Here is a 17,078-nt window from a genome sequence, read left to right on the forward strand (position 1 = left end):
TGAACTTGTTGTTGTCAGCAAAACTTGCCGAGTGTATTTGTTTTAGAACGTTTTGCCAATATTGAACGAGAAAATCTCTGTCTCATCATCTGCGTATTCTTTCAGCGGCCAAGCTAAACTGAATACCATAGGACCCATTGGCGATAGCCACTGAACGCTCATACCCCATGAGGCACGTAAACGAGCTGGATCACTGTAATCTTCTAACTTAGAGAACTGATCCGCAGGCAGATTTCGATAAGATTCATAATCAAACTCTGTATCCCATACGTTACCGGCATCCACGAAGAAACTGGTCCGCACTGAGTTGGTGTAAGCTTCATCAAGGAATGGCGTTGGAACGATCATTTCAAAGCTTGCGGTTGCAATAGCATTACCACCAATTGAGCGACCTGAACTGACCTGAATCGTATTTGGGTCACCAGGTAAGCTACAACCATCACCAGAAACATCAGGCGCACATTGCTCACTACCACGGTATAAATAGAACGAGCGTGGACCGACTGAATTTGACTTGAAGCCACGTAACGAACTGCTACCACCTGAATAGTAGTTTTCCCAGAACGGTAAGATTTGGTCATTGTCGTTATATTGACCATAACCGTTTGAGTAACCTAAACGGGCGCGAGCCAATAATACAAACCCATGCTGAGGTGTCAGCGGGAAGTAGAAATTGGTATCAAAATCCGTTTTAAAGTACTGCAAGTCAGAACCCGGAACCGTCATTTTACCGCTTAAACGTTGCGATGAACCATCTGTAGGGAACGTACCACGGTTAAGTGTGCTGCGGTACCAACCAGCATTCAATTCAAAGTTATCAAAACTTAAGTCTGAATTTGGATCGTCCGTTTCACGATACACATTGTAGAAACGCAATGCTTGTTCATAAGCAGAGATTTCTGAAATGGTATTATGACGATAACCAATACCACCGTTCAAACGGTTATATTCGTTGATCGGGAAGCCTGAGTTTAACGCCACACCATAAGATTTATTCTTATAGCGTTCAAGGTTAGCCTGGTTAGCATCAAACTCGTTCCAGTAAACGCTACCACCTAAACTAACACCATCTTTGGTGAAATAAGGGTCAGTGAAAGACAAGTTAGCGCTACGGGAATATTTATTAGTGTTAATACTAATACCCGCTTGGTTACCGGTGCCAAGGAAGTTGTTTTGCTCAACGCCAAACTGCAAACTCACGCCAGATTCAGTACCATAACCGACACCTGCGTTAAACGAACCCGACGGCTGTTCTTTCACAGTTACTGCAACATCAACTAAATCGTCACTGCCCGGCACTTGAATCGTTTCTGCGTCAACCGTTTCAAAATAACCTAAACGGTTAAGGCGAAGTTTAGACTGCTCAATTTGGGCTGAGTTTAACCATGCCCCTTCCATTTGACGAAGTTCACGACGCATAACTTCATCTTTGGTAACCGTGTTACCGGTGAAGTTAATTGAGCGAACATAGACGCGTTTACCCGGTTTAACATTAATGTTTAGCACCACTTCTTTGGTGTCATCATTAATTTCAGGGTAAGTTTTTACTTCCGGATAAGCATAACCGAAACGGCCTAGGTATTTACTGTACATTTCTTCGGTGAATGTGACATCGGCACCGTTGTACATATTACCCGCTTTGATAGGTAAAATAGATTTCATTAACTCTTCGCGGCCCATAAGGTCACCAATTAAGTTAACTTCTTTTACTTTATACTTTTCACCTTCATTAACATTGATAGTGATGTACAAACCTTTACGGTCCGGTGTCATCGCCACTTGTGTTGAGGTGACTTCAAAACGAATATAACCTTGGTTATGGTAATAGGTTTTGATGGTTTCTAAGTCGGCTTGCAGCTTTTGCTTTTGGTAGCGACGCTCACCAAACAAATCCCACCAAGCCACATAATCTTTGAGTTCCAGCATACTGATGATCTCAGAATCTGAGAACACAGTATTACCTACCACGTTGATTTGACGGATTTCAGCCGCTAACCCTTCGGTAAATTTAAACTTAAGCTCAACACGGTTACGCGGTAAGTTGATGATTTGCGCTTCAACTTTAGCCCCATACTTACCCACACCGTAATAGAAATCTTGCAGGCCTTTTTCAATGCCTGTCAACATGGTTCTATCAAGTGACTCGCCCGCTTTAACACCAGAACCGTCAAGACTTTCTTGTAACTGTTCGTCTTTAATATCTTTATTACCTTCAAACGAGATAATACTGATAGTTGGACGCTCTTTAACCGTTACAAAAAGTATACCGTCTTCGTGACTGACACTGATGTTTTCAAAATTGGTTGAACCGTATAGGCTCTTAATCGCTTGCTGTAATTTAACTTCATCTACCGTGTCACCTACTTTCACAGGTAAACTCAATAGTGCTGCACCGAGAGCAACTCGTTGCAAACCTTCTACTTGGATGTCGGTCACTTCAAAAGGTTGGAAAGACTCTGCCCAACCATTCCCTGAAAAAGACGCGCCGACGAATAACATCGAGGCAAAAATTTTATTAAATCTCATAGAGCACTTCTAATTATTAGTCTGTCCTTGCTCAGAGTCGGGCAAAATCATTGAATAAGGCTACGCCCATCAACATTAGCAGCAAAGCTGCGCCAAACCTGAAACCTATTTCCTGAACCTTTTCGGGTACAGGCTTACCAGTAATCACTTCAATAAAGTAATACAGCAAGTGTCCACCATCGAGCACTGGCAAAGGCATTAAGTTAATAATGCCTAAGTTAACGCTGATGAGCGCGATAAATCCTAGAAAGTACACTAAACCGTAACTCGCACTGGCGCCTGCGCCCTGTGCAATAGAAATAGGACCACTAAGATTTTTCACCGACACATCGCCGGTAAATAATTTTCCAATCATCTTGAAGCTGACCACAACAAGTTGCGATGTTTTATCAGCTGCAGCGACAACAGAATCTACTATGCCATACTCAAGTTCAAAGCGCATATTATCAGGCCATGGAGCTTGAGTTGGGCTAATTCCGACAATCCCGATAGTCTTACCTTCAGGATCTTGTTGTGCTTTTGGCACAACATCAACATTGATAAGTTCGCCTTGGCGCAGCAATGTCATATTAATATTTTTGTTAGCAGAGCTTTGTATCACATCAACAAACGCATTCCAATTGCTGTATTGTGTACCGTTAATGTTGACCAGTTTATCGCCAGCAATAATGCCTGCTTGCTCAGCTGCGCTGTCTTTGCTCACTGCAGCTATAGTTGGATCAATACCTGGGCGAAAAATGCCTAATCCAAGAGCTGTAATCGGTGATTCTTTTTCAGGATCAAATACCCAGTTACGCGTATCGAGCTTGAACGTGCGAACTGGCATGTCCATCCCAGATAACTCAGGTAGTGACGCCAAGGTTAATTCAATACTGTCATCACCAATATGCCCCACTAGGGCCAAGTTAACCTCTTCCCAAGTGCGCACTTTTTGTCCTGACACCGCGATAATCTGTTGCGGCTCAACCAATTGAATAACACTGGCAGGACTGTCTAATTTAGTAGTATCAATCACAGGCTTAATCGACGGAGTGCCAATAAGGTACATGAGATACAAGGCTGCAAAAGCAAAAATAAAGTTAGCGATAGGGCCGGCTGACACAATCGCAATCCGTTGCCATACAGTTTTACGGTTAAACGCTTGATCAACTAACTCGGCGAGGACCTCTTCAACACGCTCATCGAGCATTTTGACATAGCCACCCAGTGGTATCATCGCAACCACATATTCAGTTCCGTCTTTACCGACTTTTCGCCAAATTGCTTTACCAAAGCCAATAGAGAAGCGCTCTACTTTGACACCACAGCGACGGGCAACCCAAAAGTGTCCGTACTCATGCGCGGTAATCAAAATACCTAATGCAACAATAAAAGAGCCTAGGCTCCACAAAAAATCTATCATTATTTCCCTGAACTAATTAAGTGCTTTAATGGCAGACATTGCTGTCGCACGGGTTTGAGCATCAAGCTGTAATATATCGTCAATACTCGCTAAGCGCGTCTGTTGTACCAGTTCTAAACAGCGAGCATTTACATTGGCAATATCAGTGAAGCGCATCTGGCCTTTTAAAAACGCATCAACAGCGACTTCATTCGCTGCGTTCAGCACAGTAGTGGCTTCTTGCCCTTGCTCGCAAGCCTGCATCGCTAAGCGTAAACAGGGAAAACGGTCAAAGTCAGGTTCACAAAAGCTTAATTGTCCGACTTTGAAAAAATCCAAAGGTTCAACGCCAGCGTCAATTCTTTGCGGATAGCTCATACAATGAGCAATCGGCGTACGCATATCGGGGTTGCCCATTTGCGCAATAACAGAGCCATCTCGGTATTGCACCATAGAATGAATGAGACTTTGAGGATGAATCACCACTTTCAGTTGCTCAGCTTGAGTATTAAACAACCAGCGAGCTTCAATAAACTCTAAGCCTTTGTTCATCATAGTGGCGGAATCAACAGAGATTTTAGGGCCCATAGACCAGTTGGGGTGATTACACGCCTGAGTCGGCGTCATCGCACTTAACGTGGTTAAATCGGTGTTTAGAAATGGCCCACCGGAACCTGTTAATAAAATATGAGCAATACCTGAAGCGGCTAAATCACAGTAACCTAATTGGGCTTGAACTTGTGTGGGTAAACACTGGAAAATCGCATTGTGTTCGCTGTCGACAGGTAACACAATTGCGCCCGATGTTTTTGCCGTGTGCATAAATAACTCACCCGACATCACTAAGGCTTCTTTGTTGGCTAACAACACCCTTTTGCCAGCTTTAACAGCATCAAATGTTGGCACTAAACCCGCCGCACCAACAATGGCCGCCATCACGGTATCGGTTCGACTGTCGGTCACTAAAGCGTTTAACGCCTCAGCACCGGTTGTCACTTGAGTAATACTGTTGCTCGGCAATAACGACTTAAGCTCCATAGCGGCGCGCTCATCGACCATGTGAGCATATTCAGGTTGATGACTGATACACAAGGCCAGCATGTTATGCACGCTGGTATTAGCCACTAATCCATAGACATGAAAATCAGCAGGATTGTTTGCCACCACACTTAAGGTGCTTGCACCAATCGAGCCTGTCGCCCCTAAAATCACCATATTTTGCATTGGCATCACATCCACATAGTTATGTAGATAAACGTAAATACAGGTAATGCAGCCGTTAGACTGTCGATGCGATCTAAAATCCCACCGTGTCCGGGTAAAATGGTGCCAGAGTCTTTGATATTGGCTGCACGTTTAAACATACTTTCAGACAAGTCACCAAATGCAGATGCAAGTGCTGTAATTAAGGTAACTACAACAAGTAAACCCAGTTCTTGCTCTGGGGCAACATACATAATACCCGCGACCACAACCATAGTGGTCACCAAGCCACCAACTAAACCCTCAAGGGTTTTAGCAGGACTGACACTTGGCATTAATTTACGCTTACCTAACTTACGGCCAGCGAAATAAGCTCCAGTATCGGTAGCCCACACTACTAACATGACGATAAACACTAAAGCACCGCCATAATACGGATGCACATTGCTGCTTAACGATTTGAGGGCAATCAATGAAGCAAAGCACGGAATAAGCGTTAACTGACCAAACATGGATTTCAGCATTGGGCTGTCTTTCCATATTTTAGCGCTTTTGGGGAAACTGAACACCAATGCACTGCTCACTATCCACCAAAATACCCCGATGGTGATAATGGCGAGGTACATAGGGTGTAATTGCCCTTTAAACCACAACACATCAATTGGTACCGCCAAATTAAGCGCGATAAGTAACAAGCCCAGTGTTGCAGTAAAAGACCACTGCGTAACGTTACAGCTTGGGTCAATAAAACTGCCCCACTCTTTTGCTGCAATTAAAAACACTGGGACTAACACCCAAGCAAAAATATTTGCTGGGAGTAAAAATATTGCCCCGAGTACAATTGGGATTAACCACAATGCTGTTATTATTCGTTGTTTTAGCAAAAACTAATCCTCTTAATATTTATATTGCGCGTATCTCTTCAATTTGACTCCCGGTCAAACCAAAACGGCGCTGCCGACTGGCAAAAATGGCAATAGCATCGCGAAATGCTCGCTCATCAAAATCAGGCCATAAGGTGTCAGTAAACACCAATTCGGCATAAGCGGCCTGCCATAAAACAAAATTACTAATGCGGTAATCACCGCCAGTACGGATCATTAAATCAACTTCGCTCTGATTTTGCATGCACAAATGTTCATTTAAGGCCTCTTCGGTCATCTGACTGCTGCTGATTTCACCACTTTCCACTTTTTCGGCTAATTTCTGTGCAGCTTGTAAGATATCCCAACGGCCACCATAGTTCGCCGCCACATTTAATATCAATCCAGTATTGTTTGTGGTTTTCTCTTGGGCTGCGGCAATTTGTTTCTGCAAACGAGTCGAGAAGCGACTCGTATCACCAATAATATTGAGCCTAACTTGGTTTTTGTCGAGCAATTTTAATTCACGATGTAACACGGTAAAAAACAGTTCCATCAACAAACTGACTTCTTTATCTGGTCGGCGCCAATTTTCACTGGAGAAGGCAAACAAGGTTAATGATTCAATACCCAGTTGACTTGCTGTGCTAACTGCACGGCGCACCGCTTTAACACCTGCTTTGTGACCAAAAACCCGAGCTTTACCCTGCAGTTGCGCCCAGCGGCCATTACCATCCATAATAATCGCAACATGCTTGGGCAGAGATTGTTTTACTACATCAGATAATTGTCCCGGCAAAACTTGCGAAGTCATATGCTCCGAATCGGCTTTAGGGTCTGATCCAAACTCAACTGTAGACGACATCTACGACAATCCTTTATAAAAACAAACGCCGTGTAGTATACCCTTACACGGCGTGTTAACTCTAGCGTCTAAATTGACAGATTATACTTCCATCAACTCTTTTTCTTTCGCTGCTAAGATCTGATCAATATTTTTGATTGATGCATCAGTATGCTTTTGCACCTCATCTTCACTACGACGGACATCATCTTCTGTGCATTCTTTGGCTTTTTCAAGCTTCTTAACTTCACTAATAGCATCACGACGAACGTTGCGAATTGCAATTCGGCCGTTTTCAGCTTCGTTACGAACCACTTTGATGAAGTCTTTACGACGTTCTTCAGTTAACGAAGGTAATGGAATACGCAAAGTAGCACCCGCTGTCATTGGGTTTAAGCCCAAGTCAGAGCTCATAATAGCTTTCTCTACCGCTTGAACCATAGTTCTATCGAACACACTAACCGTTAAGGTACGAGAATCTTCTACGCCTACGTTTGCCACTTGCTTAAGCGGTGACATAGAGCCGTAACAAGACACTTGGATAGAATCTAATAAACTTGGGTGTGCGCGACCGGTGCGAACTTTCGCCATTTGATTTTTAGTCGCATCTACACATTTACCCATGCGCTCTTGCGCATCTAACATAATAGTATCAATCACAATAGTTTCCTTTTTGTCACAAATTCACGTGTGTTTGAGCATTAGCCTAAGAATGACACATGCAATAAAACCGCTCAAACAGTTAAATGATATAATGTAAATATTTTCTGTGTCTGTGATTAAGCAGATTGTTTACTGCTAATAATCGTACCTTCTCTCTCACCCATAATCACGCGGCGAAGTGCTCCTGGCTTATTCATATTGAATACCAGAATAGGCATATTATGATCACGAGCCATAGTAAATGCAGCAAGATCCATTACTTTAAATTCTGATTCAAGAACTTCAGCATAACTAAGTGCGTCATATTTAACCGCTTCAGGATCTTTCATTGGGTCAGCAGAGTATACACCATCGACTTTAGTGCCTTTTAATACCACTTCAGCTTCAATCTCAATACCACGTAAACAGGCTGCAGAATCAGTTGTACAAAAAGGATTACCCGTACCCGCAGCAAAAATCACTACTCGGCCAGACTTTAATAAACTAATTGCTTCTGTCCAGGTGTAATCATCACACACACCTTTAAGCGGGATAGCAGACATAAGACGAGCATTAACATATGCACGGTGCAAGGCATCACGCATGGCTAAGCCATTCATTACGGTTGCTAACATACCCATGTGATCGCCCACCACGCGGTTCATACCAGCTTTTGCTAAGCCTTCACCACGAAACAGATTACCACCACCAATAACCACGCCAACTTGGATACCAAGTTCAACAAGCTCTTTCACTTCTTGAGCCATACGATCAAGTACTTTAGGGTCAATGCCGAAGCCTTCTTCACCCATTAATGCTTCACCGCTTAATTTAAGCAGAATGCGTCTAAACGCTGGTTTTGGATTGGTGCTCATAATTTTCATCCTGATCATAACAAAACCGCAGCGGTTGCTGCGGTCTTAGGGTATTTAGATAAAAGCGATTACGCTTTTTTAGTAGCAGCAATTTGCGCAGCTACTTCAGCAGCAAAATCTTCTGCCTTCTTCTCGATACCTTCACCAACTTCTAAACGTACGAAGTTAGTTACTGTTGCGCCTTTAGATTTCAGTACTTCGCCAACAGTTTTCTTTGGTTCCATGATGAAAGCTTGACCAGTAAGAGAGATCTCACCAGTGAACTTCTTCATACGACCAACAACCATCTTCTCAGCGATATCAGCAGGCTTGCCTTCATTCATCGCGATTTCGATTTGAAGTGCTTGCTCTCTTTCTACAAGTTCAGCAGGAACATCTTCAGGGTTGACGAAATCTGGCTTAGAAGCAGCAACATGCATTGCGATGTGCTTCAATGTTTCTTCATCAGCTTCACCGGCTACAACAACACCAATGCGCTCACCGTGGCGGTAAGAAGCTAGGTTTGCACCGTCGATGTACTCAACGCGACGAACGTTGATGTTTTCGCCGATTTTAGTCACTAGAGCAACACGAGTTTCTTCAAACTGTGTTTTTAACTCTTCAATAGTAACTTTAGATGCAGCAGCAACGTCTAACACTGCATTAGCAAATGCTAAGAAGTTTGAATCTTTTGCAACGAAGTCAGTTTGGCAGTTAACTTCTAATAGTGCAGCGAAACCTTCGCCATTCTTGATTAGAATTGTACCGTCAGCAGCGATGTTACCTGCTTTTTTAGCAGCCTTCGCAGCGCCGCTTTTACGCATGTTATCAATCGCTAGTTCGATGTCACCGTCAGTTTCAGTCAGTGCATTCTTACAGTCCATCATGCCAGCGCCAGTGCGGTCACGAAGTTCTTTAACTTGGGCAGCAGTAATCGCCATTGTTAAATCCTCTAATTTAATTCGTCTAATATTGCATTTATAAAACAGGGGCCAATAGGCCCCTGTTCACCAATTATCTTATTGGCAAATAAGGGGGATGCTAAGCATCACGCCTTATTAAACAGCTTCTACGAAACCGTCTTGCTCTGCTTGAACAGCTAAATCTTGACCACGGCCAGCGTTAGCAGCTGCAGCAACAGAAGAAGTGTACAAACGGATAGCACGCATAGCGTCATCGTTACCAGGAACGATATAGTTAACACCGTCTGGTGCAGAGTTGGTATCAACAACTGCAACAACTGGGATACCTAGGTTGTTAGCTTCTTTAATAGCAATATGCTCATGGTCAGCACCGATAACGAATAATACGTCAGGTAAACCGCCCATGTTTTTAATTCCGCCTAAAGACTTTTCTAATTTGTCTAATTCGCGTGAACGCATTAACGCTTCTTTCTTAGTTAACTTGTCGAAAGTACCGTCTACAGACTGGCTTTCTAGCTCTTTAAGACGCTTGATTGACTGACGAACAGTTTTCCAGTTGGTTAACATGCCGCCTAACCAACGGTGATCAACATAATACTGATCACAAGAAAGTGCAGATGCTTTGATGGCTTCGCCAGCAGCGCGCTTAGTACCTACGAATAATACTTTACCTTTCTTAGAAGCAATGTTGCTAATGAAAGCTAGAGCTTCGTTGAACATTGGTACTGTATGCTCAAGGTTAATGATGTGTACACCATTACGAGCACCGAAGATGAAAGGCTTCATCTTTGGGTTCCAGTAACGAGTTTGGTGACCGAAGTGAACACCAGCTTGTAGCATTTCGCGCATTGTAACAGTAGTCATTGTATATACCTTAATGTAAGGGGTTAGACCTCCACGCATCCCATGTTTTCGACTTTCTAACTTCCGTTAAGAATGAGAAAGCACCCCGAAAAATGTGTCGATACGTGTGTGATTTAGTATTTAAGTTAATTGCCATGTATAATAGCCGCCATATTTTACGATTTGCCGAACATGATGTACATCTCGCTTAAAAAGCGTCGATTGACATTATATTTACTCGAACCGTACAACAACGAACTTACACATAACGGCGCGCTTTATACCATAAACGGCAAGTAAATACAAATTTTTGCCGTAAAATCCTTGGATAAAACATGCCTATTTTGACCGTCAAAAGATAGAGAGTTTTCATGAGTATAGTGATCAAAAATGCAGACGAAATAGAAAAAATGCGCGCAGCGGGTAAATTAGCAGCGCAAGTCTTAGAAATAGTCGCTCCATATGTTAAGGCTGGAGTCACCACAAATGAATTAAATGACATTTGTGCTAAATATACCGAAGAGCAAGGTGCTATCTCTGCACCACTGAATTATCACGGATTTCCAAAGTCTATTTGTACCTCGGTAAACGAAGTCGTCTGCCACGGTATTCCTTCTGACTACGTGTTAAAAGAAGGCGACATGATTAACCTCGATATTACGGTTATTAAAGACGGTTATCATGGTGATACCTCTAAAATGTTTCTGATTGGTGAAGTGTCAGCAAAAGACAAACGTTTAAGCCGCATTGCCCAAGAAAGCTTATATTTAGCCATTCGCAAAGTGCGTCCTGGGTTAAAATTAGGCGAAATTGGCACGACTATCGAAAAATTCATCAAAACAAGCAAAACAGGGCTTGATAAGTATTCCATCGTGCAAGATTATTGTGGTCATGGTATTGGCACTGGATTCCACGAAGAGCCTCAAGTTGTTCATTATAAAAATAATGATAAAACCGTGCTAAGACCAGGGATGTGCTTTACGATTGAACCGATGATCAATGCGGGTCGTCATACCACCGTATTGAATAAAAGTGATAATTGGACCGTCACCACCTCAGATAGTAAAAATTCGGCACAGTGGGAACACACGCTTTTAGTGACCCAAACTGGTGTAGAAGTGTTAACTTTGCGTGAAGAAGAAGACTTTCCTCGTATTATTAATCACTAAAAATTAAAAGAGTAAGGACATCAATGAATACTGCGCTGGCCGCCAAAAACACATTAATTGACCTAAACCAGCGCTTAGTTGAGCAGTACACTGCAAAACACCCAATTGCTGATATTGTTAAACACCGTAGTCAATTTGTTGATGCTTTACTCATACAAACTTGGCAAGATTTTGGCCTCAATAATGGCCACATTGCCTTGGTTGCTGTTGGCGGTTATGGTCGCGGCGAGCTGCACCCTCATTCAGACGTAGACTTACTGTTTTTGGTCGACGATGAACCATTATCGCCAGAAACTGAAACTCTGCTGAGTCAATTTATTACCTACCTTTGGGATACAGGGCTTGAAATAGGCCACAGTGTTCGCACCATAGCGCAAACCATTGAACAAGGTAAGTCAGACATCACCATTGCCACGAATCTGATTGAAGCCAGATTGCTTACCGGCAGTGAATTTCTGTTTGACGTATTATATGACGCCATTCGTCAACAAGACTTTTGGCCCTCATATGACTTTTATAACGCCAAAAAAGACGAACAATCGGCACGCCACAGCAAAGCCAGTGCCTTTGATTTAGAACCTAACATCAAAACTTGCCCTGGCGGATTACGCGATATTCAGACCATAGCCTGGGTCGCGATGCGCCACTTTGACGCGGCGACATTAGAAGAACTGGTCGAATACGATTTTTTGTCACCGGCAGAGTTAGCCGAACTCATTGAGTGCCAAAATTTTCTGTGGGAAATTCGCTTTGCCCTGCACATCACAGCTAATCGCAACGAAAACCGCCTACTATTCGACTTGCAACGCCAAATAGCCAGTTTATTAGGTTACGAAGATGCCACTCAATTAGCTGTTGAGCAAATGATGAAACGCTACTATCGCACGGTGCGCCGTGTGATGGAGCTCAATCAAATGCTGTTGCAATTGTTTAAGCGCGCGACTTTGGGCCATACAAAAGCGCTTGAGATACAGCCTATTAGCGATGTTTACCAACGTCGCGGGCGTTACATCGAAGTATTGGATGATGATTTATTTAGTCTCCACAACGAAGAGATATTACGCTTATTTCTGTTGGTGGCTAAAAACTCTAATATTCAAGAAATCTACGCGCCCACTCTCAGGTTATTACGCAATGCCCGTAGAGCGTTAACGACACCGTTACAAGAAAACCCTGCCTGTCGTAAAGTGTTTATGGAGATCTTAAAACATCCTCGCGGCATAGCGGCATTTTCATTAATGCATCGACACGGCATTTTATCGTCTTACCTACCTGCTTGGCGCAAAATTGAAGGCCAGATGCAGTTTGATTTATTTCATGCCTATACCGTTGATGAGCACACCCACAGATTACTGCTCAATATTGAACGTTTCTCACAAGCAGAACAAAAAGATGAATTCCCACTGGGCGCCATCTTAATTAATCAATTGCCGAAAAAAGGCTTATTGGTGCTCGGGGCCATTTTTCATGATATCGCCAAAGGCCGCGGCGGTGATCACAGTAAACTGGGCTCCAAAGATGCAATCGATTTTTGCAAATTGCATGGCATGAATGATCACGACGGACGTTTGGTGGCATGGTTAGTTGAAAATCATCTAGTAATGTCGATCACTGCGCAACGAAGAGATATTTCAGATCCAGAGGTCATAGCACTGTTTGCTGAAAAAGTACGCGATGCCGCACATTTAAGTTATTTATACTGCCTTACCGTTGCCGACATTTGCGCCACCAATGAAAAAACATGGAATAATTGGAAAGGATCATTGCTGCGGGATTTGTATTTTGCCACCCAACGGGTATTAGCTCGGGGTAAAGAAAAACCTATCGACGTAAAAGCGCGAGTACAAGAGATCCAAGCCAAAGCGAAAAAAGAACTGATCCGCCGCGGGTTGAAAGAAAAAGACATGGATACGCTGTGGTCACGGTTTAAGTCGGAGTATTTTTTACGTCATCAACCAACCCAAGTTGCTTGGCATGCAGAAGCGATTTTAAAACATCATCACGATGATCCATTAGTGTTAATGTCAAAACATACTACTCGTGGTGGCACTGAACTGTTCGTCTACAGTAAAGATAAACCAAAACTTTTTGCTACTGTAATGACCGTTTTAGACAATAAAAACATCAATGTTCATGACGCCAACATCATGACATCAAAAGATAATTATGCACTCGACACCTTTGTTATTTTAGAACAAGATGGCGAACCTATTGTGCAATTATCTCGCATTCAAAGTATCCGCAAGGCGCTCGAAAAAGCCCTAGCCAGTGAAAACCCTAAATTACCAAAATTTAGAAAATTAGCCCGGATCATGAAACCTTTTAATGTTGCGACTCATGTGAGTTTCTTACCCAGTGCCCGTCATGGTACAAGTATGATGGAATTAATTACCTTAGATACGCCAGGTCTGCTGGCCAAAGTCGGTGATACCTTTTATCGTTGTAACGTTACACTGTTAGCGGCAAAAATTACCACTATCGGTGAACGTGCAGAAGACTTCTTTATTTTACAAAACCAAAATGCGACAGCCCTAGATGAGCAACAGCAGCAACAATTATCTGATGCGCTTACACTGGCGCTAAAATCATCTAACTAATTTTTTTAACCTTAATTTTTACGCTACTAATCATTTAATACCGGGAGAAAACAATGGAGGCTTTACGCCAACGCATTGAAGCAGCATTCGAAACACGTCAAGACATCTCACCTTCAAGTGTTGAACCTAGTGTTCGCGCCGATGTGGAGACAGTGATCAGTATGCTCGATAAAGGCCAAGTACGTGTTGCAGAGAAAATTGATGGCGAATGGCATGTGCATCAATGGCTTAAAAAAGCGGTGCTACTGTCTTTCCGCATTTTTGATAATGGCGTGATTGAAGGTGGCGACACTAAGTATTTCGACAAAGTCCCACAAAAATTTGCCGATTATGATCAAGCTCGTTTTCAAGCTGAAGGTATTCGCGTTGTGCCACCAGCCACCGTTCGTAAAGGGTCATTTATCGGTAAAAATACCGTATTAATGCCATCTTACGTTAACTTAGGTGCCTATGTTGATGAAGGCACTATGGTTGATACATGGGCAACGGTAGGTTCGTGTGCGCAGATAGGTAAGAACGTTCATCTATCAGGTGGTGTGGGTATTGGTGGTGTATTAGAGCCATTACAAGCCGGACCAACCATTATTGAAGATAACTGCTTTATTGGTGCTCGCAGCGAAATCGTTGAGGGTGTGGTGGTTGAAGAAGGCAGTGTGATTTCAATGGGCGTTTACATTGGCCAAAGCACACGGATTTTCGACCGTGAAACCGGTGAAGTACATTATGGTCGAGTGCCAGCAGGTTCGGTTGTAGTATCAGGTAATTTACCATCAGCTTGCGGCACATACAGTTTATATGCAGCCATTATTGTTAAAAAAGTCGATGCTAAAACCCGTGGTAAAGTGGGTATTAATGAACTATTACGTATTGTTGATTAATCTTGCTCAACAGCGATAAATAGATAAAAGGCTCCTAGGAGCCTTTTTTATGGCGTTGATAATATTTACTGAACAAATTCACTTAACCAGTCAAATTGACAGAAAGCATCGACTCTCATCAATAACCTAGATGAATTAAATCTGTAATAAGTTAATGCATCGGCGTATTAGGCGTTAACCAATAATGCATTAGCTAATATTTTCCAGGTGAGCATACCGATAACCTGATGCTTGTCATTGTGAACAATCAAATAGTTTGCATTGGTTGTTTCCATCATGAGTTTGGCATCATTCAAAATCGTACTGTCAGATATCATATCGACCTTATGCATCATTACCTGATGCACACGCTTATTAAGCAGGCTTCTATCCACTGCGCGCTCTGCCGCGGTATCTAAAAAAGGGCTGTGCCAAAATGCCAAGGTATTGTTATCGATGACACCAATGGGCGTACGATGTTGTTCTGACAGTACCACAGCCACATCCATTTTAGCCTTTTTCATCATCGCTTCTGCATGCTCAAGAGTATGGTACTCCTCAAGAAATACAACCGGAGCTAATAGCAAACCGCTCACGACTCCCGCGTCTTTAAAGTCTTTACTCGCTAAAATATCCAAGCATGCATCAACAACAACCTCATCGTATATTTTACCTCTGCCCTTTAGTAAATCTTGGGTTAGCACTGCCATGCCAAGGGCGGGGCGATAAGGTCGATGGCTAAGTATTGATTCGGCAACGTCGGCTACGGCAATGATCTTAGCCTCAAGTATAATATCATCAGCTTTTAATCCTTTAGGGTAACCAGAGCCATCTAAACGTTCATGATGCTGGAGGATCATTTGTTTGATCGGCCATGGGAAATCGACTTCACTAACAATCAGCGCCCCTTGCTCGGGATGCTGTTTAACCAAGCCAAATTCAGCATCACTCAGTTTTGATGTTTTAGACAGGATCTGACTAGGGATGGCCAATTTACCAATATCATGGATCAATGAGCCCAGTTTAAGTCCTTCTAAACGATCTGGAGGTAAACTCATTTTCTCACCAATAAGATAACTTAATTGTGCCACTGACTTTTGATGCCCTGCGGTGTAAGCATCTTTAAGCTCTAGCGCCTCGGAAATAGCCCCTATAAGTTGGACTAAAATCGAGGTCATCTTTTCTTTTTGGATTTTAATGATGCTCGACTGCCGAGAGACGGCCTTCATGGTGCGAGGTAATTCGATACAGTGCCATAAAATTGTAGCAAAAATACTCAAGGATTTTGCATCAACTTGGGTATAGGTGGTGTCCCGATTACCCACCCCAATAATACCGACTAATTTTTTGCGATAATGAATAGGGACGCATAAATGGTTTTTAAAGGCAAAAAAGCCATCTTCTTGGGTGTTATTTTTAGACAACACAGTTAAATCATTATGAATAACGGGTTTGCCAGAACGAATAGTTTCGGCCCAAATACCAGAATTGGCTTTGTACTCTTGGCCCTTGGAGAGTGTAAAATAATCAGCTACCGCTTCATTCCACGCAGTGCTAACGATTTGATTCTTTTTTTCATCAAATTTGTGTAAGTAACCCACTTTAGAATGGGTTAACGACAAGCCTTGGTTTATCGCAGTGGTAAATACCAAATCAGGACGAGCATTAATGACTTCTTCTATTTGATTAAGCCAATCATCACTTGAAAGTATCGCTTGATGATAATCAGGATGGAGCTGTGACAACCACGCTTTGTCTAACTCGATTACAATCACCGTTATACACCAATGCTGATCACTTTCTTCTATAGGAGTCATGGTAGCTTGAAGTGCATTGCCTTTATCATCAACAAAATTGATAACATGATCGATATGGCGATTGTTAAAATCGATGTTGTCTAATGTAAGAGCGGAAAAGGCATGCGAAAGCGGTTGTTTTAAAATAGCCGCTATAGGTTTATTGACTAATTTATACAATGGCTCACTCAGCTTAATTAATTCAAGCCTGTCATTAAAAATACCCCAACACAGTTTGGCTGTTTTAGGCAATTCAGATGGTTTTAAGAATAAGTCAGCTTTGTGTAGCATGGTGGGCCCTATTTAATATTTTCAATCGGCATAGGAAGTGGTTTAACTTAGCGAGGTCGAGGATTTCAATATGTCTCCCTAAAATTGACCTTACGCTATGACGCATATTGTTTAAATAGCGTATCGCCCTTCAACACCAAATAGATACAATAGCGACAGGAATTACGACAGCATACCATTGATAATATCAAACAATCCTAACGATTATTTTTGACTAGTTCAAAGCGTGTTACTCGCTTAAACTGAATAACTGCAACATCCATATTCCGCTCTGTAAGACCAACACTCA

General features: G+C 42.6%; 13 protein-coding genes. 3 read left to right on the forward strand and 10 right to left on the reverse strand.

Annotated elements, in window-relative coordinates; all coding sequences use genetic code 11:
• Positions 1-42: 42 nt before the first annotated feature.
• The 9 genes from bamA to rpsB form a co-directional block, all read right to left on the reverse strand.
• Complete coding sequence (gene bamA, locus H5114_RS00375) at positions 43-2,526, reverse strand: outer membrane protein assembly factor BamA (protein ID WP_124016993.1); 2,484 nt, start codon at positions 2,524-2,526, stop codon at positions 43-45.
• A gap of 31 nt (positions 2,527-2,557) precedes the next feature.
• Complete coding sequence (gene rseP, locus H5114_RS00380; RefSeq protein ID WP_182721921.1) at positions 2,558-3,928, reverse strand: sigma E protease regulator RseP; 1,371 nt, start codon at positions 3,926-3,928, stop codon at positions 2,558-2,560.
• A gap of 12 nt (positions 3,929-3,940) precedes the next feature.
• Complete coding sequence (gene ispC, locus H5114_RS00385) at positions 3,941-5,131, reverse strand: 1-deoxy-D-xylulose-5-phosphate reductoisomerase (RefSeq protein ID WP_182698049.1); 1,191 nt, start codon at positions 5,129-5,131, stop codon at positions 3,941-3,943.
• Between the two features lie 5 nt (positions 5,132-5,136).
• Positions 5,137-5,994 carry a phosphatidate cytidylyltransferase gene (locus H5114_RS00390; protein WP_182698048.1) on the reverse strand — a complete coding sequence of 286 codons (858 nt, stop codon included), beginning with the start codon at positions 5,992-5,994 and terminating at the stop codon, positions 5,137-5,139.
• Between the two features lie 19 nt (positions 5,995-6,013).
• Positions 6,014-6,838 carry a polyprenyl diphosphate synthase gene (uppS, locus tag H5114_RS00395; RefSeq protein ID WP_124016990.1) on the reverse strand — a complete coding sequence of 275 codons (825 nt, stop codon included), beginning with the start codon at positions 6,836-6,838 and terminating at the stop codon, positions 6,014-6,016.
• 81 nt (positions 6,839-6,919) lie between these two features.
• Entirely contained in the window at positions 6,920-7,462 is a 543-nt protein-coding gene (gene frr, locus H5114_RS00400) for a ribosome recycling factor (protein WP_220487623.1), read from the reverse strand.
• 134 nt (positions 7,463-7,596) lie between these two features.
• Positions 7,597-8,334, reverse strand: a complete 738-nt coding sequence (gene pyrH / locus H5114_RS00405; protein ID WP_124016988.1) for a UMP kinase — start codon at positions 8,332-8,334, stop codon at positions 7,597-7,599.
• Between the two features lie 68 nt (positions 8,335-8,402).
• The gene (gene tsf / locus H5114_RS00410) at positions 8,403-9,254 is read right to left on the reverse strand and encodes a translation elongation factor Ts (RefSeq protein WP_124016987.1); all 852 of its coding nucleotides are present in this window, start codon (positions 9,252-9,254) and stop codon (positions 8,403-8,405) included.
• 117 nt (positions 9,255-9,371) lie between these two features.
• Positions 9,372-10,100 (reverse strand): 30S ribosomal protein S2, encoded by a 729-nt coding sequence (gene rpsB, locus H5114_RS00415; protein WP_124016986.1) that lies wholly within the window; start codon positions 10,098-10,100, stop codon positions 9,372-9,374.
• A gap of 350 nt (positions 10,101-10,450) precedes the next feature.
• Here rpsB and map point away from each other — a divergent pair, with 350 nt between their 5' ends.
• The 3 genes from map to dapD are packed head-to-tail and all read left to right on the forward strand — an operon-like array spanning position 10,451 to position 14,723.
• Positions 10,451-11,248 (forward strand): type I methionyl aminopeptidase, encoded by a 798-nt coding sequence (gene map / locus H5114_RS00420; RefSeq protein ID WP_124016985.1) that lies wholly within the window; start codon positions 10,451-10,453, stop codon positions 11,246-11,248.
• A gap of 23 nt (positions 11,249-11,271) precedes the next feature.
• Positions 11,272-13,845 (forward strand): bifunctional uridylyltransferase/uridylyl-removing protein GlnD, encoded by a 2,574-nt coding sequence (gene glnD, locus H5114_RS00425; protein ID WP_124016984.1) that lies wholly within the window; start codon positions 11,272-11,274, stop codon positions 13,843-13,845.
• 53 nt (positions 13,846-13,898) lie between these two features.
• Positions 13,899-14,723: a 2,3,4,5-tetrahydropyridine-2,6-dicarboxylate N-succinyltransferase gene (gene dapD / locus H5114_RS00430; protein WP_182721922.1), complete on the forward strand. Its 825-nt coding sequence runs from the start codon at positions 13,899-13,901 to the stop codon at positions 14,721-14,723.
• 167 nt (positions 14,724-14,890) lie between these two features.
• Here the strand turns inward: dapD and H5114_RS00435 are convergent, their stop codons facing one another.
• Positions 14,891-16,789 (reverse strand): HD domain-containing phosphohydrolase, encoded by a 1,899-nt coding sequence (locus tag H5114_RS00435; protein ID WP_182698046.1) that lies wholly within the window; start codon positions 16,787-16,789, stop codon positions 14,891-14,893.
• Between the last annotated feature and the right edge of the window lie 289 nt (positions 16,790-17,078).

The sequence above is a fragment of the Shewanella sp. SR43-8 genome, assembly GCF_014163775.1.
GTDB lineage: Bacteria > Pseudomonadota > Gammaproteobacteria > Enterobacterales > Shewanellaceae > Shewanella > Shewanella vesiculosa.

Bases quoted from the DNA above. Each gene is read 5' to 3' on its own strand.
- ispC (WP_182698049.1), bottom strand. From the start codon at position 5,131: ATGCAAAATATGGTGATTTTAGGGGCGACAGGCTCGATTGGTGCAAGC.
- glnD (WP_124016984.1), top strand. From the start codon at position 11,272: ATGAATACTGCGCTGGCCGCCAAAAACACATTAATTGACCTAAACCAG.
- map (WP_124016985.1), top strand. From the start codon at position 10,451: ATGAGTATAGTGATCAAAAATGCAGACGAAATAGAAAAAATGCGCGCA.
- uppS (WP_124016990.1), bottom strand. From the start codon at position 6,838: ATGTCGTCTACAGTTGAGTTTGGATCAGACCCTAAAGCCGATTCGGAG.
- rpsB (WP_124016986.1), bottom strand. From the start codon at position 10,100: ATGACTACTGTTACAATGCGCGAAATGCTACAAGCTGGTGTTCACTTC.
- frr (WP_220487623.1), bottom strand. From the start codon at position 7,462: ATGTTAGATGCGCAAGAGCGCATGGGTAAATGTGTAGATGCGACTAAA.
- tsf (WP_124016987.1), bottom strand. From the start codon at position 9,254: ATGGCGATTACTGCTGCCCAAGTTAAAGAACTTCGTGACCGCACTGGC.
- H5114_RS00435 (WP_182698046.1), bottom strand. From the start codon at position 16,789: ATGCTACACAAAGCTGACTTATTCTTAAAACCATCTGAATTGCCTAAA.
- dapD (WP_182721922.1), top strand. From the start codon at position 13,899: ATGGAGGCTTTACGCCAACGCATTGAAGCAGCATTCGAAACACGTCAA.
- bamA (WP_124016993.1), bottom strand. From the start codon at position 2,526: ATGAGATTTAATAAAATTTTTGCCTCGATGTTATTCGTCGGCGCGTCT.
- pyrH (WP_124016988.1), bottom strand. From the start codon at position 8,334: ATGAGCACCAATCCAAAACCAGCGTTTAGACGCATTCTGCTTAAATTA.
- rseP (WP_182721921.1), bottom strand. From the start codon at position 3,928: ATGATAGATTTTTTGTGGAGCCTAGGCTCTTTTATTGTTGCATTAGGT.